A 22,511-nucleotide genomic window follows, 5' to 3' on the forward strand; every position below is an offset into this window, starting at 1 on the left:
AGAAGGAATGTGCAATGACAGTGGAAATGAAAGTAGATCGTGGTTTGTTTGATGAGGTGATGGTGCCTTGCTACAACCCAATGGAGATGATCCCAGTGAAAGGTGAAGGTTCACGTATTTGGGATCAAAGCGGCAAGGAATACATCGATTTCGCGGGCGGAATCGCGGTGAGTTGTCTGGGCCACTGTCATCCGGTTATGGTCAATGCGCTGACGGAGCAAGCGGGTAAACTGTGGCATTTAAGCAATGTCATGACCAACGAGCCCGCACTGCGACTGGCGAAAAAACTGACCGAAGTGAGTTTTGCCGAGCGCGTCTTCTTTGCCAACTCGGGTGCAGAAGCGAACGAAGCTGCGCTGAAGCTGGCTCGTCGTTACGCGGCGGACGTTTACGGTGCAGAAAAATCTGAAATCATTGCTTTTAAACAAGGTTTCCACGGACGTACTTTCTTTACTGTTACCGTCGGTGGTCAAGCGGCTTACTCGGATGGTTTCGGTCCAAAACCCGGCGATGTGACGCATCTGCCTTACAACGATATCGATGCCTTGCAAGCGCACATTTCCGATCGCACGTGTGCAGTGATGATGGAGCCACTGCAAGGGGAAGGCGGTATCGTGCCACCGACGCCTGAGTTTGTGCAAACCGTGCGCGAGCTGTGCGACAAGCACAATGCCCTGCTCATTTTTGATGAAGTGCAAACGGGCAACGGACGTACAGGTGATTTTTATGCTTATCAAGGCCTTGGTGTGACGCCTGATATTCTCAGCACTGCCAAATCACTCGGTGGCGGCTTCCCAATTGGCGCGATGCTGACGACAGAAAAACTGGCCGCGCACATGAAAGTGGGCACGCACGGTTCGACTTACGGTGGTAACCCGCTCGCTTGTGCGGTCGCGGAAGCGGTGGTGTCAGAAGTCTCCAAGCCAGAAACCTTGCAAGGCGTGAAAGAGCGCGAAGCACTGTTTCGCGAAGGGCTAAGCAAAATTAACGATAAATATCAGATTTTCTCTGAAATCCGTGGCAAAGGCTTGTTGCTCGGCGCGGCGCTCAATGAAGAGTGGCAAGGCCGTGCACGCGACATTTTGGTTGCTGCGGGTAAAGAGGGACTGCTGGTGCTGGTGGCGGGCATGAACGTTGTGCGTTTCACCCCATCACTGGTGATTACCAAACAAGAAATAGAAGAAGGCTTGGCGAAACTGGATAAAGCAATCGCCACTCTGGTTTAAACGCCTCTCAAACAGACGCCTGTCCAGGAAGCGACGGGCGTCTACATCACTTCCTAGGTAGTAAACCTAGGGCCTTCTATGCATCTGGAGGGAGTATTGATGCTAGTTGTTCGCCCTATTGCAATGTCGGACTATGACGCACTGCACACCTGTGCAGTGGAATCGGGACACGGATTTACATCTCTGCCGGTTAATGAAGAACTGTTAACCAATCGAATTACACACTCTGAATACAGCTTTGCCAAACACAACGTTGGTGAGCCGGGCGATGAAGGCTACCTGATGGTCGGCTTTGATGCCGAAAGCGGGGAAGTTGCCGGAACCACAGGTATTGAAGCGGCGATTGGCTGGGACGTGCCTTTTTACTCGTACCACATCAGCAAAATTGTCCACTCCTCGCCAAAACTTGGCGTCAACAATGTGGTGAAGCTGCTCACTTTTGGCAACAACTACACCGGTTGTAGTGAAATTTGTACCTTGTTCTTGCGGGAAAAATTCCGTGAAGGACTCAACGGTCGCTTGATGTCGAAATGCCGCTTTTTGATGATGGCTGAGCATCCGCATCGCTTCTCGAAAACCATTTTCGCCGAAATGCGTGGTGTGTCGGATGCCAATGGCAACTCGCCATTTTGGCAATGGCTTCAGGACCATTTCTTCTCCATCGATTTCACCATGGCGGATTACCTCACTGGTATCGGCAAAAAAGGCTTCATCGCCGATTTGATGCCTAAGCTGCCGATTTACATCAACTTGCTAAGCCCAGAAGCGCAAGCGGTGATCGGCGTGGTGCATGAAAATACTCGTCCAGCGCTCAAGCTGCTTGAGAAAGAAGGTTTTACCAGCCGTGGCTACGTTGACATCTTTGATGGCGGCCCCACGGTGGAGTGTGACCTGCGTAATATTGAATCGGTACGTCACTCAGTGCGAGCGAAAGTGCGCGTTGCGGAGCACTCCAGCTCGCAAGACTTTTTAATAGCCAATACCTCATTTGAAAACTTCCGCGCCACGGCAGCCAAAGCCGCCTATGACCAAGCCTCGTCCAGTGTGATTTTGTCACCGAAAGTGGCACAGGCTCTGATGGTTGAAGATGGCGAATACGTCCGCATGCTAGCGCAGTAATGATTAAGGGAAAGACGATGACACAGTGGATTGCAGGTGAATGGGTAGAAGGGCAAGGCGAAGAGTTCACCTCCTTGTCGCCTTATGACAACCAAGTGGTTTGGCGTGGCAAAGGTGCCACTGAGCCGCAAGTCGAGCAAGCAGTGAAAGCGGCGCGTCACGCATTTCTGAGTTGGAAGAAGCTCACGTTTGCCGAGCGCGAAGCCTACGTGCTGGCCTTTGCCGAGCGTGTCAAAGCGCGCAGCGAAGAGATTGCTCAAGTGATTGCCAAAGAGACTGGCAAACCGCTGTGGGAGACGCGCACCGAAGCGGCGGCAATGGCAGGCAAAATTGCCATTTCGATCCGCGCTTATCATGAACGCACTGGCGAGTCGCAAAAAGAAGCGGCGGGCAACCAAGTTGTCTTGCGCCACCGCCCACTGGGTGTGATGGCCGTCTTTGGCCCGTATAACTTCCCAGCGCACTTACCAAACGGCCACATTGTGCCTGCGTTATTAGCTGGCAATACCGTGGTGTTTAAACCGTCTGAGCAAACGCCTTGGACGGGAGAGCTTGCGATGAAACTGTGGCAAGAAGCGGGTCTGCCAAGTGGCGTGCTAAATCTAGTACAAGGTGGTAAAGAGACTGGGATTGCCTTGTCGCAGTCCAAAGGCATCGATGGCCTGCTGTTTACTGGCAGCGCCAACACGGGTCATCTGCTTCATCGTCAGTTTGCTGGTCAACCCGGCAAAATGCTGGCACTGGAAATGGGCGGTAACAACCCGATGGTGATTTCAGAGCAGTACGGCGATCTCGAGGCGACGGTTTACACCATCATTCAATCGGCATTTATCAGTGCTGGTCAGCGCTGTACTTGTGCACGCCGTTTGTATGTGCCGTTGGGTGAAAAAGGCGACGCACTCATTACTCGTCTGGTGGAAGCGGTGCAAAAGCTTAAAGTCGACCAGCCGTTTGCCGAGCCTGCGCCTTTTATGGGGCCACAAATTTCGCAGGCGGCCGCGCGCTTTATCTTAGACGCGCAGGCCAATCTGCAGTCGCTCGGCGGTGAAAGCTTAATTGAAGCCAAAGCGGGCGAGGCCGCCTTTGTTTCACCGGGGATTATTGATGTCACTCATATCGCGGATTTGCCTGATGAAGAGTACTTTGGACCACTGCTGCAAGTGGTGCGCTATCAAGGCCTCGAGCGTGCGGTTGAGCTGGCGAATGACACCCGCTTTGGTTTGTCGGCTGGCTTAGTCTCGACCGACGATAACGAGTGGGCGTACTTTGTCGATCACATCCGTGCTGGCATTGTTAATCGCAACCGCCAACTGACAGGTGCTAGTGGTGATGCGCCATTTGGCGGACCGGGTGCGTCGGGTAACTTACGTCCGAGTGCTTACTATGCCGCCGACTATTGCGCGTACCCAATGGCATCAATGGAAGGGGCGCAAACGGAACTGCCCGCCACGCTCAGCCCGGGTGTTGAACTTTAATAACGATAACGACCTTTAGGTCTCTGACCTGCGCCGCTTCGAGCCATGAGTCGCGCAGGCTTGTTTGCTTTCAAACAATGAACGTCACAGGTTGAGGATTGCGGCGGTGATGTCTGCACGCACCGCCGCAATCCACTCCCAATACTCTGATAATGTGAACCGATACAACAAGGAGGCGTTATGACGCCAGCTGTGTTATTTGAATCGCTATGGAACGACTATATTCAACGCCTGTGTCCTTCCGCGGCAAAAGTGCATCGACTATTGCAAGAGGATGAAGCCCTGATCAACGACCACATCGCGCTACGAACGTTTAACGTCGAGCCGCTGGGCATTGAAACGCTGGCGAAGCCGTTTATCGAATTAGGCTACAAAGCGTGTGGCGACTATCTGTTTGAAAGCAAAAAATTAGTGGCCAAACATTTTGAGCATCCTGATCCGACTCAGCCTAAAGTCTTTATCAGTGCGTTGAAAATCGATGAATGCTCAGAGGCGCTGCAAGCGATTGTGAAAAAATTGGTTGCTCAAGTGGATACGAGCCAACTGCAAGGCCACGAGTTCCTTTCCGCAGGTCGCTTGTGGGAGTTGAGCTTTGCGGACTATCAAACGCTGGCAAAAGAGAGTGAATATGCCTCTTGGTTGGCGGCGCATGGTTACGGCGCGAACCACTTTACGGTCAGTGTCAATCAGCTCAAAGCATTTGACTCGGTGAAAGGTGTGAACGATCACTTACGTCAAGCGGGTTTTACCATCAATGAAATTGGTGGTGAAGTGAAGGGCACACCGGAAGTGCTGCTGGAGCAATCTTCCACGATGGCAGACAAAGTGGCAGTGCAGTTTATTGAAGGCAGTGAAATCATTCCCGGTGGTTTTTACGAGTTTGCCAAACGCTACCCGATGGAAAATGGCGATCTGTACCCAGGCTTTGTAGCCGCGTCGGCAGATAAGATCTTTGAAAGCACCAACGGTTAAGACGTATCGCGAGAACAAAAAAAGCCACCCAGGGTGGCTTTTTGCAATTTGAACGTCGATTTCTGGCGTGAAATTAACGAGTCCCGTAAACAACAATGGTTTTGCCGTGCGCAGAGATCAGGTTCTGCTCTTCCAGCATTTTCAGAATGCGGCCAACGGTTTCACGTGAACAACCAACAATCTGACCAATCTCTTGACGAGTGATCTTGATCTGCATGCCATCTGGGTGCGTCATCGCATCAGGCTGTTTTGCTAGGTTCAGCAGTGTCTGAGCGATACGGCCAGTCACGTCCAAGAACGCCAAGTCTCCGACTTTCTGGCTGGTCACTTGTAGGCGACTTGCCATCTGCGCCGACAAGCGCATAAGAATGTCTGGATTGACTTGGATTAACTGACGGAATTTCTTGAATGAAATTTCAGCCACTTCACAAGGAGATTTTGCACGAACCCAAGCAGTACGCTCTTGGCCTTCTTCAAACAAGCCTAGCTCACCGATAAAGTCACCTTGGTTCAGGTAAGAAAGAATCATTTCTTTACCTTCTTCGTCTTTGATAAGCACGGCAACAGAACCTTTCACGATGTAGTACAAAGTTTCTGCTTTTTCGCCCGCGTGGATCAGCGTGCTTTTTGAAGGGTACTTATGAATATGACAGTGTGAAAGAAACCACTCTAGTGTTGGGTCGGTTTGAGGTTTACCTAGAACCATAATATCTCACTTCCTCTGCAGGGTACGCTTGCCGCTATCCATATTTTAGCCAAGCCTTGTTATTGACTTGCTAGAATAAGAGCTCTTGATTGATGCTGCAAGCTATCTTGTGTTTCGGTTTGAAATAGTATCCTTTTTCGAAAACGATTTCTTGATTTTAATCGTGTCGAGAATGGGATTTTCTACGCAAAATTGTGCACATGATCACGGTATGAAAAGTAAGCGTGAACCGGCCTCAAATTTTAGCCAATTTTGCCTGTTTCAATCAGTTGTTGCAGGATTGGCTGTACAATCAGTTCCATAGCGAAACTCATTTTGCCTCCCGGCACCACTAAGGTATTGTGTCGCGACATAAAGGATCCGTCGATCATCGCCAATAGATAGGGGAAGTCGACGTTCTTGATGCCGCGCAGGCGAATCACCACAAAACTCTCATCTAAACTCGGGATACCTTTGGCATTGAGTGGGTTGGACGTATCCACCGTCGGCACGCGCTGAAAGTTAATGTGAGTGCGTGAAAATTGCGGGGTGATGTAGTTGAGATAGTCGTCCATTGAACGCACAATCGAATCCATTACCGCTTCGCGCGAATGACCGCGATCACGCGTATCGCGCACGTATTTTTGAATCCATTCCAAGTTGACGATCGGTACCATGCCGATCAAAAAGTCCACGTGCTGCGCAACGTTGACTTCACCATCAACCACCCCGCCGTGCAGCCCCTCATAGAAAAGCACATCGGTGTTTTCGGGCAGCTTTTGCCAGGGTGTGAAGGTACCGGGCATTTGGTTGTAAGGCACGGCTTCGTCAAAGGTGTGCAGATAACGGCGCACTTCGCCAGTGCCCGATTTGCCGTACTGACGGAAAAACTCCGACAGGGCAGGAAAATCGTTGGCTTGTGGTCCAAAGTAGCTGATGTGTCGACCTTGCTCGCGCGCTTTACGGATCTCAACGTCCATCTCTGGGCGAGTGAAACGGTGAAAACTGTCCCCTTCAATCCAAGCTGGCTTGATGGACATCATATTGAACATTTTGCGAAATGCTTCTGACGTTGTCGTCGTGCCGGCACCGGACGAACCTGTGACGGCGATGATTGGATGCTTTGCTGACATGACAAACCCTGTCGTTGTAGTACTTACCTGTCGGGCCGGAATGTGGCTTCCGGCATGTGCAATCGTTTGGCCACTATAACACGTTCCACGTGCTTGTCATGGGATAAGGTGCGGTAAAAATCTCGGCCAACTAAAATTTTTGCTTGAGCTGAATATCAACGGTTTCATGCAGTTCTGAGAAAACGATCACCGCTTCACCTCGCTTGAGCTGGGTTTTTACTTGCTCGATTTTTTGCTCTAATGAGACTTCGCTTTCGCCATAGTCAGTGCCTTCACGCAGAACGAATTCGCGGATCAAATTACTCAGCGCATCGGCACTGATCTCTTGCCAAGGAATGATCATAAATACCTCTTTACTTTATGCTCAATAAGGAAATGCCGCGCTATTATGCCGAAACCGCCAAGCTTTCATAGTAGCTCGGCAAGGCTTCTTCTAGCCAAAAGCGGGGATGCAGCGCGCTGCCAGTTAAAAAGCCGACATGGCCGCCGTGATCAAACAGGCGATAGTCAATGTTGTCGGGCAAGACAAATTTGGGGATCACTGCATCGGTCATAAACGGATCGTCTTTGGCGTGAATGATCTGTGTAGGAATGCGGATTTCACGTAACTTGTGCAAACCCGAACACTGCTGGTAGTAATCGAGCGCATTTTTAAACCCGTGCAGTGGCGCGGTGATCAGATCGTCAAACTGATATAAGCGAGTGAGCTTTTTGATCGAATGTGGCGATATCGCCAACGCATTTGATAGTAGGTGATGCTTTTGTAGGGCGTTCTTTTTCAGTGACGAGAGCAAGTAACGGCGATAGACGCGAGAAAAGCCTTGCTCGATACGTTCTGAGCAAGCCGAGAGATCCAGTGGCGCGGAAACGATGGTGGCGGCGTCCACCAGAGGATCGTCTTGATAAGTGGCAAGGTAGTTGGCCAGCATGTTGCCACCAAGTGAGATGCCAAGTGCCACTTTGCGATTCTGCGGAAAATGACGCTGAAGGTGCTGTAAAAAATAGCGTGCGTCTTCGGTTTCCCCTGAGTGATACGCACGTGCGAGGCGGTTAGGTTTGCCGCTGCAACCGCGAAAATGCATCATCACGGATAGCCAGCCAGCGTTGGCAAAGGCGTTCATCAGGCCGTTGGCGTAGGGGCTAAAAAAGCTGCCCTCCAGGCCGTGAAACAGCACAAAGAGTGGCTTTTTACTCGCATTTTTACTGCTAGGATCTTCACTCCACGCGAGATCAAGAAAGTCGCCGTCTGGGGTGTCCAGCGTTTGCCAAACAGGTTCAAACAGTGCTTTTTTGCGGATAAAGCGGGGCAGTAAGGTTTGCAGGTGGGGGTTTTTGATCCCTTTTGCGGCAGTAAATTGAGTCATACTTTTCACTCATGGTTCCATTGCGGGCTCGTCATACGCGTTGTGATGTCTGCTGCGTGTGTCGCTCTCTTTTTCTCAACGTTGAGCCAACTTTATTAAGGCTCGATTGTTTAGGCGGGTCAATGTTCCGCAGAAACGTACTCGATAACTCGGGCTCGGGATCACAGAAACTAGCTAGATTTTGCCAACGGGGCAGAGGGCGGTTTAAATGCCGCGTAGAGGTGAGCTGCGCCTAAATGACGGCAGTAGACCTGGGTGAGTGGTTCTGTATGATTGGGGCGCAGAGCCAAAGTGTTAATGCACTCGACCAGATCAGCTTGTTGTTGTTTTTCCAATTGCAGCTCGAACTGCAACGCTTCGCGATAGAGAGTATCAGGTAGATGCTGTTTGCATTGACGACGTAATTCGCGATAGGTATGCAGCAGCGTTTCGGAGCGGCCTAAGCAGCTTTGCAACTTGTGCCACTCCTCTTCATCGAAACTGAGCTGTTGTTCATCCAGCCATTTAAGCAACAGCAACAGGTTAACGTTGCCGTTAAACTGATTTTGCAAACTCAAACACGCCGCTTTTACCTCTTTCACGCCATAGTATTGCAGGCTGAATTGCCACAGCCGCTCAAGCGTAAGTAAAGGTGGGGCGTGTTGATTGCTCATTGACTGCTGAACTCCTGTTCCATCTGCTCTAGCACTTCCTGCTGGGCCATCCATTCCATTTCGACCTCTTCCAGCGCACTCTTGTTTTGCGCCTGAATGGCCAGTACTTGAGTAAGTTTAGCTTTGTTTTCGCCATCATACAGTGTGTTATCTGACAATTGCTGTTCAGCCTCGGCCAGTACTTGCCCGAGCTTATCCATCTTCGCTTCAAGCTGTGTCAGCGTTTTGCGAATTGGCGCAGTGAGTTTACGAAAATCCGCTTCACGCCGTTTCTGCTCTTTTTTCGCCGCCGCGCTGTTGTTGCCATCTTTGGCTGGCAGCTCGGCTTGCGCTTCTTTGCGTTCGGCTTTCTGTTGCTCTGTCAGCCACTTGTAGTAATCGTTGAGATCGCCATCAAAGGGAGCCACTTGGCGGTCGTGCACCAGATAGAGATCGTCGGTAGTGGCACGCAGTAAGTAGCGGTCGTGCGAAACAATCACCATCGCCCCTTCGAAAGTTTGCAAGGCCAACGTCAGCGCCTGACGCATGTCGAGATCAAGGTGGTTGGTCGGTTCATCGAGCAGTAACAGGTTGGGCTTTTGCCACACAATCAGGGCCAGCACCAAGCGTGCTTTTTCGCCGCCCGAAAAGGGCGCCACTTTTTCCAGTGCTTTGTCGCCATGAAAACCAAAACTGCCCAGGTAGTTACGCAGTTCCTGCTCGGTTTTGTCGGGCGCTATCTGCATCATGTGTTGCAGTGGCGTCTCTTCTGGGTGCAACGTTTCCAACTGATGCTGCGCAAAGTAGCCAGTTTTGACCCCTTGAGAGAAAGTCAAATCGCCACCTTGCGCTTTGAGCTCGCCCGAGAGCAGTTTGATTAAGGTCGACTTACCTGCGCCATTGCGCCCAAGCAGACCAATGCGGCTGCCGGGAACCAGATTAAGGCGGATTTGCTGCAAAATCAGTTTATCACCGTAACCGGCGGAGACTTCATCCATCATCATGATTGGATTTGGCAGCGCTGTGGGCTCGCGAAATTCAAAGCTGAACGGGTTATCAAACTGGGCTGGCAGCACCTTTTCCAACTTCTCTAGCGCTTTGATGCGGCTTTGCGCTTGGCGCGCTTTAGAGGCTTTGTAGCGGAAGCGGTCGATGTAGCTTTGCATGTGCGCCATCTGCTTCTGCTGTTTCTCAAACATCGATTGCTGCAAGATCAGCTTTTGCGCGCGTTGGTTTTCAAACGAAGAGTAGTTGCCGGTGTATTCGTTGAGCTTCTGGTTTTCGATATGAATGATGCGATTGACGATCGGATCAAGAAAGTCGCGGTCGTGCGAGATCAGCATCAGAGTGCCCGGGTAAGATTGCAGCCAGCGTTCCAGCCACATCACCGCATCGAGATCCAAGTGGTTGGTGGGTTCGTCCAGTAGCAGCAAGTCGGAGCGACACAGTAGTGCTTGGGCCAAGTTTAAACGCATTCGCCAACCACCAGAAAATTGGGTTAGCTTCCAGCTCATCTGCTCTTGGCTAAAGCCGAGGCCGTCTAGCAACTCTGACGCGCGTGCGCGGATACTGTAGCCGCCGATGGTTTCAATTTTGCCGTGGATCTCTGCGACTAAGGTGCCGTTATCGGCTTGTTCTGCGGCGGCGAGTTGCGCTTCCAAGTCGCGATACTCGCGATCACCATCTATCACATATTCAATTGCGCTGCGCTCAAGGGCTGGAGTTTCCTGAGCAACCCAAGCCAGTTCCCAGTGCGCTGGTTTACTAAACGAACCAGCGTCGGTAGAAAGCTCGTCTTTAATCAGAGCAAACAGGGTCGATTTGCCGCAGCCGTTCTTGCCGACCAGACCAATTTTGTCTCCCGGATGAATGGTTGCAGAAGTTTGGTCCAAGAGCGGGAAACCGCCGCGGAGCAGTTGAATGTCGGAAAAGGTAATCATATCGCTTAGCTCAGTTGATGCCGAATAGTCTGTGCGTTTATCGCTGCGAATAGTAGGAGGAATGAGGATAAATGTCGATCATTATGCAAATTTGAGTATGATGATTAACATCAAGATAACACTTTGTTTTTCTATCACCGTTTGCGCTCAGGGAAGGTTCGCGGAATGTCAGAGAAAAAAATCGCCTCAGCCAGTCTGCCAAAAGTTCTGGTGCTTTATGCCCATCCCGAGCCGCAAAATTCGGTGGCCAACCAAGTGATGTTGAAAAAAATCGCCTCTCTGCCGCACGTGACCATTCGCGATTTGTACGGCCTTTATCCCGATTTCTTTATTGATGTAAACCAAGAACAGCAGTTGTTGCGCGAACACGAGGTGATCGTCTTCCACCATCCCATGTATATGTACTCTTGCCCGGCGCTGCTCAAAGAGTGGCTTGACCGCGTCATGAGCAAAGGGTTTGCTTTTGGCAGTGGCAATGCCCTTGAAGGTAAGTATTGGCGCAGTGTAATTACCACAGGTGGCAAGAAAGAGGCGTTCAGTGCGAAGGGGTACAATAAGTATCCGCTGGAGGAAATCTTACAGCCATTTGAGCTGACGGCCGCTTTGTGCCAAATGCATTGGCTTGAACCGCTGGTGCTTTACTGGGCCAGAAACGTCTCCGATGTCGAGCGTTATCAACACGCTGAGCAGTATCGCCAATGGCTGCTCAATCCGCTAGGAGGTGGGCATGGCGCTGACCAGTGATTTTCTGCAAACCAGTGTGATCTTTCTCTCTGCGGCGGTCGTGGCTGTACCGCTTGCGCAGCGTTTTGGTTTGGGCTCAGTGCTCGGCTATTTGCTGGCGGGCGTTGCGATTGGTCCTTGGGGGCTGGGGGTTATCAGCGATGTTGACGCCATTTTGCATTTTGCCGAGCTGGGTGTGGTGCTTTTACTATTTTTAATTGGCCTAGAACTTAACCCGAAAAAACTGTGGCAAATGCGCGTGCCGATCCTCGGGCTTGGCGGTGCTCAAGTGCTGGTCACCACTTTAGTGATCGCCAGCATCGTGACCTTGTTTGATCTGGCTTGGACGTCGGCGTTGGTGATTGGCATGGGATTGGCGCTCTCCTCAACCGCAATTGCCTTAAAAGTGCTGGAAGAGCAGGGCTTGGCCCGCACCGAAACCGGGCAGTCGGGATTCGCGGTGCTGCTTTTTCAAGACATTGCGGTCATCCCGATGTTGGCGCTGTTGCCTTTGCTCTCGGGCGGCGGTATGAGCGGCGATTGGCTGAGCGCAGTTGCAACCTTGGCGGGAGTTGGCGCGCTGCTAGTTGGTGGCCACTTTTTGCTGCGCCCGCTGTTTCGCTATGTGGTGATGACGGGGGTACGCGAGCTGTTTACCGTCACTGCGCTGCTGGTGGTGCTAGGGATTGCGATGTTGATGCAGCAACTCGGACTCTCTATGGCGCTGGGCACCTTTTTAGCGGGCGTGCTGCTGGCCGAAAGTGAGTATCGCCATGAGCTGGAAATTGCCATTGAGCCTTTCAAAGGCCTGCTGCTGGGGCTGTTTTTTATCGCGGTTGGCATGGCGGTGAATTTGGGGCTGCTGGTGGCGTTTCCGCTGGAGATCCTCTTGGCGGTGCTCGGTTTGGTTGCGGTGAAAGGCGCGGTGCTCTATCTGCTCGGACGTTTAGTTGGCATGCGGGCGAAGGCACGCAGCAAAATGGCAGCGATCCTCAGTCAGGGCGGGGAGTTTGCGTTTGTGATTTTTACCGCTGCCAGCAAAGAGGGGCTGCTCAATCACAACGAAGTGGCATTTTTGCTGGTGGTGGTGAGTTTATCGATGGTCACGACGCCGCTCCTGCTCTCGTTGCAAAATGGCTGGTATGCAAGAACCTTGAACCAGGAAAGTGAAGCGCTCTCACCGGATGTGGTTGATACGGAGCTGCGTGTCATCATTGCGGGCTTTGGTCGCTTTGGGCAGATTATTGGCCGCCTTCTTTATGCCAATAAGATTAAAATCACCGTGCTGGAAAGTGATGCCAGCCAGATCAAATTGCTACGCAAATACGGCTACAAGGTGTTTTACGGCGACGCCACCCAACTCGATCTTTTGCGTGCCGCGGGGGCTGAAAAAGCAGAAGCGCTCGTGATCTGCACCGATTCGCCGGATCAAGTGATGAATATTGTGGAGCTGTGTCGCCAACACTTTCCTAATCTCAAGTTAATGGCGCGTGCCCGTAGCCGAGTTGAAGCGTATCAACTGCTCGGGTATGGCATTCATACCTATTCGCGGGAAACGTTTCTCGGTGCCTTGGACTTGGGGCGACAAACTTTAGTCGAACTGGGGATGCATCCTTATCAAGCCAAACGCGCCGAGGCGCATTTCCGCAAATTAGATAATGCGATGCTCAAAGAGTTATTGCCGCAGCACAATGAAGATAAAAAACTGGCTCAACGCGCCAAAGAAGCGCGTAAAGAGCTGGAAGAGATTTTTGCCCGGGAGATGGAAAACGATCGCCAATCCCGCAATTTCTGGGAAGAAAAGTAGTGAACCAAATGAAAAGTAAAAAACGCTTTATTGCCGGGGCAAGTTGCCCATCCTGCCAGCAGCAAGACACTTTAATGTGGTGGATAGAGAACAACATAGAGTTGGTCGAATGCGTGGAATGCGATTTTAAAGAGCAGCGTATGCCCAAATCTGTAGAAAAAAATAAACACGCAGATCAGGAAATGATCGGCATTTTTAAGCCGGAATAATTGTGTTTCTCCATTTGATCCCCATAATAGCGGGATTGATCTTTCGTCCTGACCTATCTATTCGTCAGGCAAATTGACCTCTCTGGAGTAGTTATGAAAATTGAAAAGAACGTCGTTGTTAGCCTTGCATATCAGGTTAAGCTGGAAGATGGTATCGTCGTTGACCAGTCAACGGCTGATGCACCACTGGATTACCTGCATGGTCACAACAACCTGATCACTGGTCTAGAAAACGAGCTAGAAGGTAAAGTGGCGGGTGATAAATTCACCGTGACTGTTGCACCAGAAGACGCATACGGCGAGCACAGTGATGCACTGGTTCAACGCGTTCCTGCAGAAGTATTCCAAGGTGTTGAGCAAATCGAAGTCGGCATGCGTTTCCTCGCAGACACTGACCAAGGTCCAATCCCAGTGGAAGTGACGGAAGTTGATGGCGATGAAGTGGTGGTTGACGGTAACCACATGCTAGCAGGTCAAACGCTGACCTTTGATGTTGAAGTGATTGCGGTGCGCGAAGCAACGGCAGAAGAGATCGAGCACGGCCATATCCACCAAGATGGTGGCAGCTGTGGTGGTCACGACCACGATCATGAAGGCGGCTGTTGTGGCGGCGAAGGCCATGGCCATCACCACCACGGTGAAAAAGATGGCTGCTGCGGTGGCGGTAGCTGCGGCTCTCACTAATCGTATTGGGCATTCTCAGGCGATCGCCTTGAGATGTTAAACCGATAATAAAGCGCAAGTTGAGTAATCAACTTGCGCTTTTTGCTTTTCTGCGCTGAGATAACCCGTCCCTTGTTAGTTGTTGAGTTGAGAGCATGAACAAACCGATTTCAATCGCCATTCATGGTGGCGCTGGCACCATTTTACGCACGCAAATGAGTGCGGAGTTGAAGCAGGCGATCTTGAACGATCTGCAGCGCGCCGTACAGGCAGGCTACGCGCTGTTGCAAGAGGGGGCCGATGCGTTGGACGCGGTGGTTGCCGCGGTCAAAGTGATGGAAGATTCACCGCATTTTAATGCGGGAAAAGGCTCGGTGCTGACCAACAATGAGATGGTTGAAATGGACGCGTCGCTGATGCATGGACGCGATTTGCAAGCTGGCGCGGTGGCTGGAGTGCGTCACATCAAAAATCCGATTGAACTGGCACGTGACGTGTTGCGAAACAGCCCACATGTGCTGCTAATTGGTGAGGGGGCGGAGAAATTCGCTTTTGAACAGGGCCACGCTTACACCGAACAAGATTACTTCTTTACCGATCGCCGTTACGAGCAACTGCTGTCGATGCGTGAAAAAGGCTTGTTTGCCCTTTCCGAAGCCAAATATCCGGATGATAAAAAGCATGGCACTGTGGGGGCTGTGGCGCTGGACGCGCAGGGAAACCTTGCCGCCGCAACCAGTACTGGTGGTGTGACCAACAAAAAGTATGGCCGGGTCGGTGATTCGGCGCTGATCGGCTGTGGCACGGTGGCAGAAAATGGGGTCGTCGCGGTATCGGCCACGGGAGTGGGGGAGTTTTTTATTCGTAAACGCGTGGCCGAAGATGTGGCAGCGCGTATGCGTTATTTAAAAGAAGATGTGCATACTGCCTGTGAACACATCATTCAAGGCGAGCTGAAAAGTATGGGTGGCGAAGGTGGGTTAATCGCACTGGACGCACACGGTGAGATTCATTTTGCCATGAACAGCTCTGGCATGTACCGCGCCTCAATAGACGTTGCGGGCAATCTGATTGTGAAAATTTACGCTGACGAATAACCTTAAGTTCAAGAGCCTGCAAAGTGCGAGGCTCTTGCTCTTTCTCAATAGTGCGGCGGTGGCGGTTCTTTGGCTGGATCGGCCAAGTTCGACGTCTCCATGTTCTTCATCTTGCCAACCATATACTTCATCTGATGCTGCATTTTGCCGATCAATAATTGCTGTTGTGCCAAGGCATCATTGAGCTCTTCAATGGTTTGTTCCTGAAAAGCAAGCTGGCATTCAAGGTCGTTAAGCCGATTTTCCAATTGTGCAATGGTTTTGTCTGTCATGTTAATTCTCTAGTGTCCAAGCTTGCGCAATGCCAGCGGATGTCGCAGTAATTACTCTGCGCTTGGCATCGAAAGCGGCATCATACACTACCGCGCGTGGTGGGCGAGCATCTTTTAGCGGCTCAACCTCATAACTTTCCTTCTGCTTGCCGCTGGTGGTGTTCCACAGTGCTACCTGCCCAGAGGGCGTGCCCGTGAGCAGCCAGCGGCCATCGTCGGAAAAACGCGCCGTGGAGAAAATCAGCTGTCGCGCCCAGCTTTTAAGCTGTGTCACCTGCTCACCACTGGTTAAGTCCCAAATCACCGCCTGATTGCCGCCATCAGAGGTAAAGGCTAATTGACCATCACGCTGCAACGCTACCCGGTTGACCCGCTCTTCATGTTCGAACGTGCGCAAAATCAGCCCAGTTTCGGTGTCCCACAAATAGGCTTTATAGTCATTTCCTCCCGTCAAGGCAAAGCGGCCATTGGCCGACAGGGCGACCGAGTTGACTTTTTCTTGATGGGCGAGGAACTCCATGCGTCTGCCGCTGACTAAGTTGACGTAAATGGCTTTGCCGTTAGACAAACCAAGCAACACTTGCTCGCCATTGCTGCTGATATCGGCGTCGCGAATAATGCCATCAGAGATAGACCAGAGGCCCTGAGCTTGAGTCCAGCCTAAATCCCAAACCGCAAAGTTCATTTGTGTTGCGGTAATAGCAAAACGACCGTTGTCTGAAATGCGAATATTGGAGACGACGTTGGCTTGTGGATCTTGCGCGCCTAACTGAGAGAGTTCTTTGTTTTCCACCAGATCCCAAAGAACCAGTTGGCGAGAGGTTGAATAAAGCAGTGCAAAGCGCCCGTCACGGCTTAGTGCGAAACTGGTGGCGCCTTGCGGTTCTATCTCCCAGCGTTGGACGTCCTGCTTGGAAAAAAAACAGCCATTTAACACGGTGATGACAATCAACAGTAGCGAGGAATGAAAAATTCTTTGCATCACATCTAATATTCCGGTTTGTGTCCCAAGACATATCACTAGTATATTGGTATAACGATGGACTTCACCAATCTGTTACGAGATTTGTGCACAATAACCAATGGTTTAACCCATTAACTGGAGAGTTTAATGAAATCAGTTTTAAAAGTGTCACTGCTTGCAGCGACAGTTATGCTGGCGGTAGGCTGTCAGAAAGAAGAAGCAAAACCAGACGCTGCGCCAAAAGTTGAGCAAGTGCAGGCTGAAACTGGTAAAGCGGTTCAATTTAATTCAGAAGATGACAAAGCGGCTTACGCAATTGGTGTCTCTTTTGCAAACTACCTAAGCGCCAGCTTAGACAAGCCAAGCGAAATTGGCATTACACTGAACAAAGATTTGGTTCTTAAAGGGATCGAACACGTCTTTGCGGGTAACCCAGAGCTGAATGAAGCCGACACACGTGCTGCGCTAGAAGCGCTTGATAAGCGTGTTGCAGAGACCATGCAGAAGAAAGCCGCGGAAAAAGCGGACGCAGCGAAAAAAGCGGGTGACGAGTTCCGTGCTGAGTTTGAGAAACAAGAAGGCGTGGTTAAGACCGAATCTGGCTTGCTTTACCAAGTGCTGACGCCAGCTGAAGGCGAGAAGCCGAAAGACACTGACACAGTGCAAGTGCACTACAAAGGCACACTCACCAACGGCGAGCAGTTCGACAGCTCTTACGATCGCGGTGAGCCAGCCACCTTCCCGCTGAACCGTGTTATCCCAGGTTGGACTGAAGGGGTACAACTGATGCCTGTGGGTTCTAAGTTCAAGTTTGTTATCCCACCCGAACTGGCTTACGGCACGCAAGACACACCAAGCATCCCAGCAAACTCAACGCTGGTGTTTGAAGTGGAACTGCTGAAGATTGAAAATGGTGACGCTGCGCAGTAATTTATCGCGCTTTATCATCGACAAGGGCCTGAATTTTTTCGGGCCCTTTTTTGTTCTAAGTCACTAGTTCGAGAGTTTGCTAGGTGTTCTGTTCAAAATTTCTGATAAACTTACAGCAATTTGTTGATTTTTCGCTCGAAGGCTACAACAGTGACAACTACAGAAACATTAACTGCGGACATGTTGCTCGAGATGGAATCCGTTCACGTGAAACCATTTACCGAGCACGACAAAATCATTTTGCGATCTTACGAGGCGGTCGTTGACGGCATCGCCAGTTTGATCGGCCCTTTTTGTGAGATCGTTCTGCACTCACTTGAAGATCTCAATACGTCGGCGATTAAAATTGCTAATGGTGAGAATACCGGGCGTCAGGTAGGTTCACCCATTACCGATTTAGCACTGAAAATGCTAAGGGACATCGAGGGTTCGGAGCGCAATTTTTCCCGTTCCTATTTCACGCGTGCCAAAGGTGGCGTGTTGATGAAATCGATCACCATCGCGATTCGTAATGGGGAAAATCGCGTTATTGGCCTATTGTGTATCAACGTCAACCTTGATGCGCCGTTTTCTCAGGTGCTGCAATCGTTCATGCCAACCGAAGAAGCCAAGCAAGCAGCGTCATCGGTCAACTTTGCCAGTGATGTCGAAGAGCTGGTGGATCAAACCGTTGAACGGACCATCGAAGAGATTAACGCAGACAAGTCGGTCTCCAACAACACCAAAAACCGTCAAATCGTTATGGAGCTGTTTGATAAAGGCATTTTTGATATCAAAGACGCTATCAATCGCGTGGCGGATCGCCTCAATATCTCCAAACACACGGTCTACCTCTACATTCGTCAACGCAAGACTGAGGATGATGAGAAGTGAGCGCTTTGACGTACACCCTCGTCGTGACTGGGCCAGTGTATGGTACGCAGTCGGCGCGCAGCGCGTATCAGTTTGCGAAGGCTCTGATTGAACAAGGCCACACCTTAGTGAGCGTTTTTTTCTATCAAGAGGGTGTCAACAATGGTAGTGGCTTGACTGTGCCAGCGAATGATGAGTTCGATTTGGTCAAAGCATGGCAAAAGCTTGCTACACAGCACAAAGTGCGGCTGGAGACTTGTGTCGCGGCGGCGCTTCGCCGTGGTGTGATCGGAGAAGAAGAGGCCCAGCAGCATGCCTTAACGCAGCATAATTTAGCCGAGGGTTTTACTCAGGCAGGGCTTGGCAGCCTCGCTGAAGCCATGTTAGTGCAAGATAGGGTGGTGCAGTTTTGAGTCAATTAACCTATTTATTCCGCACAGCGCCGCATGGCAGTGCTTCTGGCCGAGAAGGCATTGATGCGCTTCTCGCCGCCTCTGCCTACTGTGAAGACATTAGTGTGATTTTCATGGGGGATGGGGTTTATCAGCTCTTACAAGGGCAGCAGCCTGCGGGTATTCTTAGTAAAGACTATGCACCAATGCTGAAACTGTTTGACCTTTATGATATCGAGCAAGTCTACGTTTGTACCCAGTCGCTAATAGAGCGAGGGGTTGCGCTCGCTGATTTGGTTATCGAAGCCCATCAAGTCGATAAGCTGCAGTTGCAAACCAAACTTCAACAAGCCGGTAAGCTGCTCACCTTCTGAGAGAGAAATATGCTGCACATTGTCAAATCCGTTTCCGCCATTGCCGAGCTTATTTCGGCTGTCACAGAGCAAGATGAGATCATTCTGATTGAAAATGCGGTGTATGCGGCGAACCCGCAGCATCGAGATTTTCAACAAATTCGCCCGCTTAATGTCTACGTGCTTGATAATGACTTACTGGCCAGAGGCCTGGCTGAGCGAGTTAGTCCCACCTTTTCACGGGTCGATTATCTTGGTTTTGTGGCGCTAACCGCAAAGCATGACAGTTCACTGACTTGGAACTAAGTCCTTATCCTCTAAGGGCTGGCATCAAGTATGCCTATGCACTGGACAAAAAAGATCCGCATATTTCTTGACACACTTCTCACTGCTGCATAGAATTTTGCGTCCCTAACTCGCTCACGTGGGTTGGGGACTAGATTTTTCACAAAGCTTACTTTAAGTAAATCAGGAGCTAGTTAATGGCAACTATTAACCAGTTGGTACGTAAGCCACGTGCTAAGCAAGTTGTTAAAAGCAACGTGCCAGCACTAGAAGCGTGCCCACAAAAACGTGGTGTATGTACTCGTGTTTACACTACTACACCAAAAAAACCTAACTCAGCACTTCGTAAAGTTTGTCGTGTACGTCTGACAAACGGCTTCGAAGTAACATCGTACATCGGCGGTGAAGGTCACAACCTTCAGGAGCACTCAGTTGTTCTTATCCGCGGTGGCCGTGTTAAAGACCTTCCAGGTGTTCGCTACCACACAGTACGTGGTGCACTTGACTGTGCAGGCGTGAACAACCGTAAGCAAGCACGTTCTAAGTACGGTGTGAAACGTCCTAAGTCTTAATTCCCTTCTTTTTAGTAAGAAGCGTTAAGTAAGGCCAAACACTAAAATTATTTTTAATTTTGAAGAAACTGAAAAGTTTTGGATAACCTGAAGAAGACAACGGAGAATATCCATGCCACGTCGTCGCGTTATTGGTCAGCGTAAGATCCTTCCAGATCCAAAGTTCAAATCTGAACTGCTGGCAAAATTCGTTAACATCCTTATGGTTGACGGTAAAAAATCTGTTGCAGAGAAAATTGTTTACACTGCACTAGACACCATGGCTGAGAAATCTGGCAAAGATCACTTAGCTGTATTTGAAGAAGCTCTTGAAAATGTTCGCCCAGCGGTAGAAGTTAAATCTCGCCGTGTAGGTGGTTCAACTTACCAAGTGCCAGTAGAAGTACGTCCGGTTCGCCGTAACGCACTTGCTATGCGTTGGTTGGTTGAAGCTGCGCGTAAGCGTGGTGAAAAATCTATGGCTGCTCGCCTAGCTGCTGAAATGCTAGATGCGTCAGACAACAAAGGTACTGCTGTTAAGAAACGTGAAGACGTTCACCGTATGGCAGAAGCGAACAAAGCGTTTGCTCATTACCGCTGGTAATGCCTTCTGTGCTGCGAGGTCCTCTCGCAGCACTTTTCTACACTCTAAGGATTCCCTTAGTAAGAGGATACAATCGTGGCTCGTAAAACTCCTATTGAGCGCTACCGTAACATCGGTATCTGTGCTCACGTAGATGCAGGTAAAACAACCACAACTGAGCGTATTCTGTTCTACACTGGCCTTTCTCACAAAATCGGCGAAGTTCACGATGGTGCGGCAACCATGGACTGGATGGAGCAGGAGCAGGAGCGTGGTATCACAATCACCTCGGCTGCGACGACTACCTTCTGGCGTGGTATGGAAGCACAATTCCAAGATCATCGCGTAAACATCATTGATACCCCTGGACACGTTGACTTTACTATCGAAGTAGAGCGTTCACTTCGTGTACTCGATGGTGCAGTGGTGGTGTTCTGTGGCTCATCTGGTGTTGAACCTCAGTCTGAAACTGTATGGCGTCAAGCAGATAAATATCATGTTCCACGCATGGTATTTGTGAACAAAATGGACCGTACAGGTGCAGATTTCCTACGCGTTGTGAAACAAATTAAAAATCGTCTTGGTGCGAACCCAGTTCCTATCCAACTGAACGTTGGTGCGGAAGAGGAGTTCAAAGGTGTCATCGACCTAATCAAGATGAAATTCATCAACTGGAATGAAGCCGATCAGGGCATGACCTTCACTTATGAAGAGATCCCGGCGGATATGGTTGAGTTGGCAAATGAATGGCGCAACAACTTAGTTGAAGCCGCCGCTGAAGCCAACGAAGAGTTGATGGACAAATACCTTGAAGAAGGTGAACTGAGTGAAGCAGAGATCAAGCAAGGTCTGCGCTCGCGTACACTAAACAACGAAATCGTGCTAGCCACTTGTGGTAGTGCGTTTAAAAACAAAGGTGTACAAGCGGTGTTGGATGCCGTGATCGAATATCTGCCATCACCAGTAGATGTACCAGCCATTAAAGGTGTGGATGAAAACGACAATGAAGTTGAGCGTCATGCTGACGACAACGAACCGTTTTCCGCGCTTGCCTTTAAAATTGCGACAGACCCATTTGTGGGTACGCTGACCTTTATGCGCGTCTACTCAGGCGTGGTCAATACGGGTGATGCGGTTTACAACTCGGTTAAGCAGAAGAAAGAGCGTTTTGGCCGTATCGTTCAGATGCATGCCAATAAGCGCGATGAGATCAAAGAAGTTCGCGCGGGCGATATCGCCGCCGCGATTGGCCTCAAAGACGTTACCACTGGCGATACACTTTGCGATGTTAACCACAAAGTGATTCTGGAGCGTATGGAGTTCCCAGAACCTGTCATCCAGATCGCGGTAGAACCACGCTCGAAAGCCGATCAAGAAAAAATGGGTATCGCGCTAGGTAAACTGGCAGCAGAAGATCCATCATTCCGTGTCGAAACGGATGCAGAAACAGGTCAAACGTTGATTTCAGGTATGGGTGAACTGCACCTGGACATCATCGTTGATCGCATGAAACGTGAGTTCAGCGTGGATTGCAACGTAGGTAAACCTCAAGTCGCTTATCGCGAAACCATTCGTGGTAAAGCAGAAGTCGAAGGTAAGTTTGTTCGCCAGTCTGGTGGCCGTGGTCAATATGGACATGTCTGGATCAAACTCGAGCCTTCTGAACTTGGTGCAGGTTTTGTCTTCGTTGATGAAGTGGTTGGTGGTGCCATTCCTAAGGAATTCATTGCTCCGGTTGCGAAAGGTATCGAAGAACAGATGAATAGTGGTGTTCTGGCTGGTTACCCAGTTTTGGATATTAAAGCTACACTATTTGATGGCTCTTACCACGATGTCGACTCGAGCGAGATGGCGTTTAAAATCGCTGGTTCAATGGCATTCAAGAAGGGGGCGCTTGAAGCGCAACCTGTTATTCTTGAGCCTATGATGAAAGTTGAAATAACTACACCGGAAGACTGGATGGGTGACGTAGTCGGCGACCTTAATCGTCGTCGTGGCATCATTGAAGGTATGGATGAAGGCGTCGCGGGTCTAAAGATCATTCGCGCGCAGGTTCCGCTGTCCGAGATGTTTGGTTATGCAACAGACCTACGCTCTGCAACTCAAGGTCGTGCCTCATATTCAATGGAATTCCATGAGTATGCTGAAGTCCCTAAAAATATTGCTGAAGCAATTATTGCAGAACGCGGTTATTAAATAGGACGTAGATCTGGGAAAAAGTGTTCTCTTTTTTACAGATCAACACGCCCAAATATTGCGCTGACGAGCGTTGGCGCATAAAATA

The 22,511-nt window shown here is 50.3% G+C and carries 25 protein-coding genes; 17 read left to right on the forward strand and 8 right to left on the reverse strand.

The window, feature by feature from the left end; translation table 11 throughout:
• Window positions 1-14 precede the first annotated feature (14 nt).
• The 4 genes from EWA64_RS10165 to EWA64_RS10180 all read left to right on the forward strand — a co-directional run bounded on the left by EWA64_RS10165 (window position 15) and on the right by EWA64_RS10180 (window position 4,792).
• A complete protein-coding gene (locus tag EWA64_RS10165; RefSeq protein WP_061896023.1) occupies window positions 15-1,226 on the forward strand; it encodes an aspartate aminotransferase family protein in 1,212 nt (403 codons plus the stop codon).
• Window positions 1,227-1,325: 99 nt separating this feature from the next.
• Window positions 1,326-2,345: an arginine N-succinyltransferase gene (gene astA / locus EWA64_RS10170; RefSeq protein WP_061896024.1), complete on the forward strand. Its 1,020-nt coding sequence runs from the start codon at window positions 1,326-1,328 to the stop codon at window positions 2,343-2,345.
• A gap of 17 nt (window positions 2,346-2,362) precedes the next feature.
• On the forward strand, window positions 2,363-3,820 hold the full coding sequence (gene astD, locus EWA64_RS10175) for a succinylglutamate-semialdehyde dehydrogenase (protein WP_061896025.1): 1,458 nt from the start codon (window positions 2,363-2,365) through the stop codon (window positions 3,818-3,820).
• Window positions 3,821-4,000: 180 nt separating this feature from the next.
• Window positions 4,001-4,792: a DUF1338 domain-containing protein gene (locus EWA64_RS10180; protein WP_061896026.1), complete on the forward strand. Its 792-nt coding sequence runs from the start codon at window positions 4,001-4,003 to the stop codon at window positions 4,790-4,792.
• Window positions 4,793-4,865: 73 nt separating this feature from the next.
• Here EWA64_RS10180 and crp read toward each other — a convergent pair whose 3' ends face one another.
• The 6 genes from crp to EWA64_RS10210 all read right to left on the reverse strand — a co-directional run bounded on the left by crp (window position 4,866) and on the right by EWA64_RS10210 (window position 10,546).
• A complete protein-coding gene (crp, locus tag EWA64_RS10185; protein WP_011079297.1) occupies window positions 4,866-5,498 on the reverse strand; it encodes a cAMP-activated global transcriptional regulator CRP in 633 nt (210 codons plus the stop codon).
• Between the two features lie 242 nt (window positions 5,499-5,740).
• Window positions 5,741-6,610: a phosphoribulokinase gene (locus tag EWA64_RS10190; protein ID WP_061896027.1), complete on the reverse strand. Its 870-nt coding sequence runs from the start codon at window positions 6,608-6,610 to the stop codon at window positions 5,741-5,743.
• A 130-nt stretch (window positions 6,611-6,740) separates the two neighbouring features.
• A complete protein-coding gene (locus EWA64_RS10195; RefSeq protein WP_045569696.1) occupies window positions 6,741-6,953 on the reverse strand; it encodes a YheU family protein in 213 nt (70 codons plus the stop codon).
• A gap of 43 nt (window positions 6,954-6,996) precedes the next feature.
• Window positions 6,997-7,974, reverse strand: coding sequence for a hydrolase (locus EWA64_RS10200; protein WP_061896037.1), 978 nt, complete (start codon window positions 7,972-7,974; stop codon window positions 6,997-6,999).
• Window positions 7,975-8,144: 170 nt separating this feature from the next.
• Entirely contained in the window at window positions 8,145-8,627 is a 483-nt protein-coding gene (locus EWA64_RS10205; RefSeq protein WP_061896028.1) for a TIGR02444 family protein, read from the reverse strand.
• Entirely contained in the window at window positions 8,624-10,546 is a 1,923-nt protein-coding gene (locus EWA64_RS10210) for an ABC transporter ATP-binding protein (protein WP_061896029.1), read from the reverse strand. Before EWA64_RS10210 ends, EWA64_RS10205 begins: the two co-directional genes overlap by 4 nt.
• Before the next feature lie 165 nt (window positions 10,547-10,711).
• Between EWA64_RS10210 and kefG the strand changes: the two genes are divergently transcribed.
• From kefG to EWA64_RS10235, 5 genes are all read left to right on the forward strand, one after another.
• Window positions 10,712-11,290: a glutathione-regulated potassium-efflux system ancillary protein KefG gene (kefG, locus tag EWA64_RS10215; protein ID WP_065819401.1), complete on the forward strand. Its 579-nt coding sequence runs from the start codon at window positions 10,712-10,714 to the stop codon at window positions 11,288-11,290.
• Window positions 11,274-13,076: a glutathione-regulated potassium-efflux system protein KefB gene (kefB, locus tag EWA64_RS10220; RefSeq protein ID WP_369435793.1), complete on the forward strand. Its 1,803-nt coding sequence runs from the start codon at window positions 11,274-11,276 to the stop codon at window positions 13,074-13,076. The genes kefG and kefB overlap by 17 nt, the downstream gene beginning before the upstream one ends.
• Before the next feature lie 8 nt (window positions 13,077-13,084).
• Window positions 13,085-13,285 (forward strand): YheV family putative zinc ribbon protein, encoded by a 201-nt coding sequence (locus EWA64_RS10225; RefSeq protein WP_061896038.1) that lies wholly within the window; start codon window positions 13,085-13,087, stop codon window positions 13,283-13,285.
• Between the two features lie 93 nt (window positions 13,286-13,378).
• Complete coding sequence (gene slyD / locus EWA64_RS10230; RefSeq protein ID WP_061896031.1) at window positions 13,379-13,969, forward strand: peptidylprolyl isomerase; 591 nt, start codon at window positions 13,379-13,381, stop codon at window positions 13,967-13,969.
• A 134-nt stretch (window positions 13,970-14,103) separates the two neighbouring features.
• On the forward strand, window positions 14,104-15,045 hold the full coding sequence (locus EWA64_RS10235) for an isoaspartyl peptidase/L-asparaginase family protein (protein ID WP_061896032.1): 942 nt from the start codon (window positions 14,104-14,106) through the stop codon (window positions 15,043-15,045).
• A 44-nt stretch (window positions 15,046-15,089) separates the two neighbouring features.
• Here the strand turns inward: EWA64_RS10235 and EWA64_RS10240 are convergent, their stop codons facing one another.
• Both EWA64_RS10240 and EWA64_RS10245 read right to left on the reverse strand, forming a co-directional pair.
• Window positions 15,090-15,317 carry a SlyX family protein gene (locus EWA64_RS10240; protein WP_039436824.1) on the reverse strand — a complete coding sequence of 76 codons (228 nt, stop codon included), beginning with the start codon at window positions 15,315-15,317 and terminating at the stop codon, window positions 15,090-15,092.
• 1 nt (window position 15,318) lies between these two features.
• Entirely contained in the window at window positions 15,319-16,299 is a 981-nt protein-coding gene (locus EWA64_RS10245) for a WD40 repeat domain-containing protein (RefSeq protein ID WP_061896033.1), read from the reverse strand.
• Window positions 16,300-16,428: 129 nt separating this feature from the next.
• On the opposite strand from EWA64_RS10245, the gene fkpA reads away from it, so the two are divergent.
• The 8 genes from fkpA (at window position 16,429) to fusA (ending at window position 22,423) form a co-directional block, all read left to right on the forward strand.
• Window positions 16,429-17,211 carry an FKBP-type peptidyl-prolyl cis-trans isomerase gene (fkpA, locus tag EWA64_RS10250; RefSeq protein WP_039439288.1) on the forward strand — a complete coding sequence of 261 codons (783 nt, stop codon included), beginning with the start codon at window positions 16,429-16,431 and terminating at the stop codon, window positions 17,209-17,211.
• Window positions 17,212-17,361: 150 nt separating this feature from the next.
• Window positions 17,362-18,084 (forward strand): helix-turn-helix transcriptional regulator, encoded by a 723-nt coding sequence (locus tag EWA64_RS10255; protein WP_039431150.1) that lies wholly within the window; start codon window positions 17,362-17,364, stop codon window positions 18,082-18,084.
• The gene (gene tusD / locus EWA64_RS10260; RefSeq protein ID WP_061896034.1) at window positions 18,081-18,476 is read left to right on the forward strand and encodes a sulfurtransferase complex subunit TusD; all 396 of its coding nucleotides are present in this window, start codon (window positions 18,081-18,083) and stop codon (window positions 18,474-18,476) included. Before EWA64_RS10255 ends, tusD begins: the two co-directional genes overlap by 4 nt.
• On the forward strand, window positions 18,473-18,829 hold the full coding sequence (tusC, locus tag EWA64_RS10265; protein WP_061896035.1) for a sulfurtransferase complex subunit TusC: 357 nt from the start codon (window positions 18,473-18,475) through the stop codon (window positions 18,827-18,829). The genes tusD and tusC overlap by 4 nt, the downstream gene beginning before the upstream one ends.
• Before the next feature lie 9 nt (window positions 18,830-18,838).
• On the forward strand, window positions 18,839-19,114 hold the full coding sequence (gene tusB, locus EWA64_RS10270) for a sulfurtransferase complex subunit TusB (protein WP_061896036.1): 276 nt from the start codon (window positions 18,839-18,841) through the stop codon (window positions 19,112-19,114).
• A 176-nt stretch (window positions 19,115-19,290) separates the two neighbouring features.
• Window positions 19,291-19,665 (forward strand): 30S ribosomal protein S12, encoded by a 375-nt coding sequence (gene rpsL / locus EWA64_RS10275; RefSeq protein ID WP_039436813.1) that lies wholly within the window; start codon window positions 19,291-19,293, stop codon window positions 19,663-19,665.
• A gap of 112 nt (window positions 19,666-19,777) precedes the next feature.
• Window positions 19,778-20,248 (forward strand): 30S ribosomal protein S7, encoded by a 471-nt coding sequence (gene rpsG / locus EWA64_RS10280; protein WP_011079316.1) that lies wholly within the window; start codon window positions 19,778-19,780, stop codon window positions 20,246-20,248.
• A gap of 75 nt (window positions 20,249-20,323) precedes the next feature.
• Window positions 20,324-22,423, forward strand: coding sequence for an elongation factor G (fusA, locus tag EWA64_RS10285; RefSeq protein WP_039431130.1), 2,100 nt, complete (start codon window positions 20,324-20,326; stop codon window positions 22,421-22,423).
• Window positions 22,424-22,511: the final 88 nt, after the last annotated feature.

The sequence above is a fragment of the Vibrio cidicii genome (assembly GCF_009665415.1).
In the GTDB taxonomy this organism is placed as follows: domain Bacteria; phylum Pseudomonadota; class Gammaproteobacteria; order Enterobacterales; family Vibrionaceae; genus Vibrio; species Vibrio cidicii.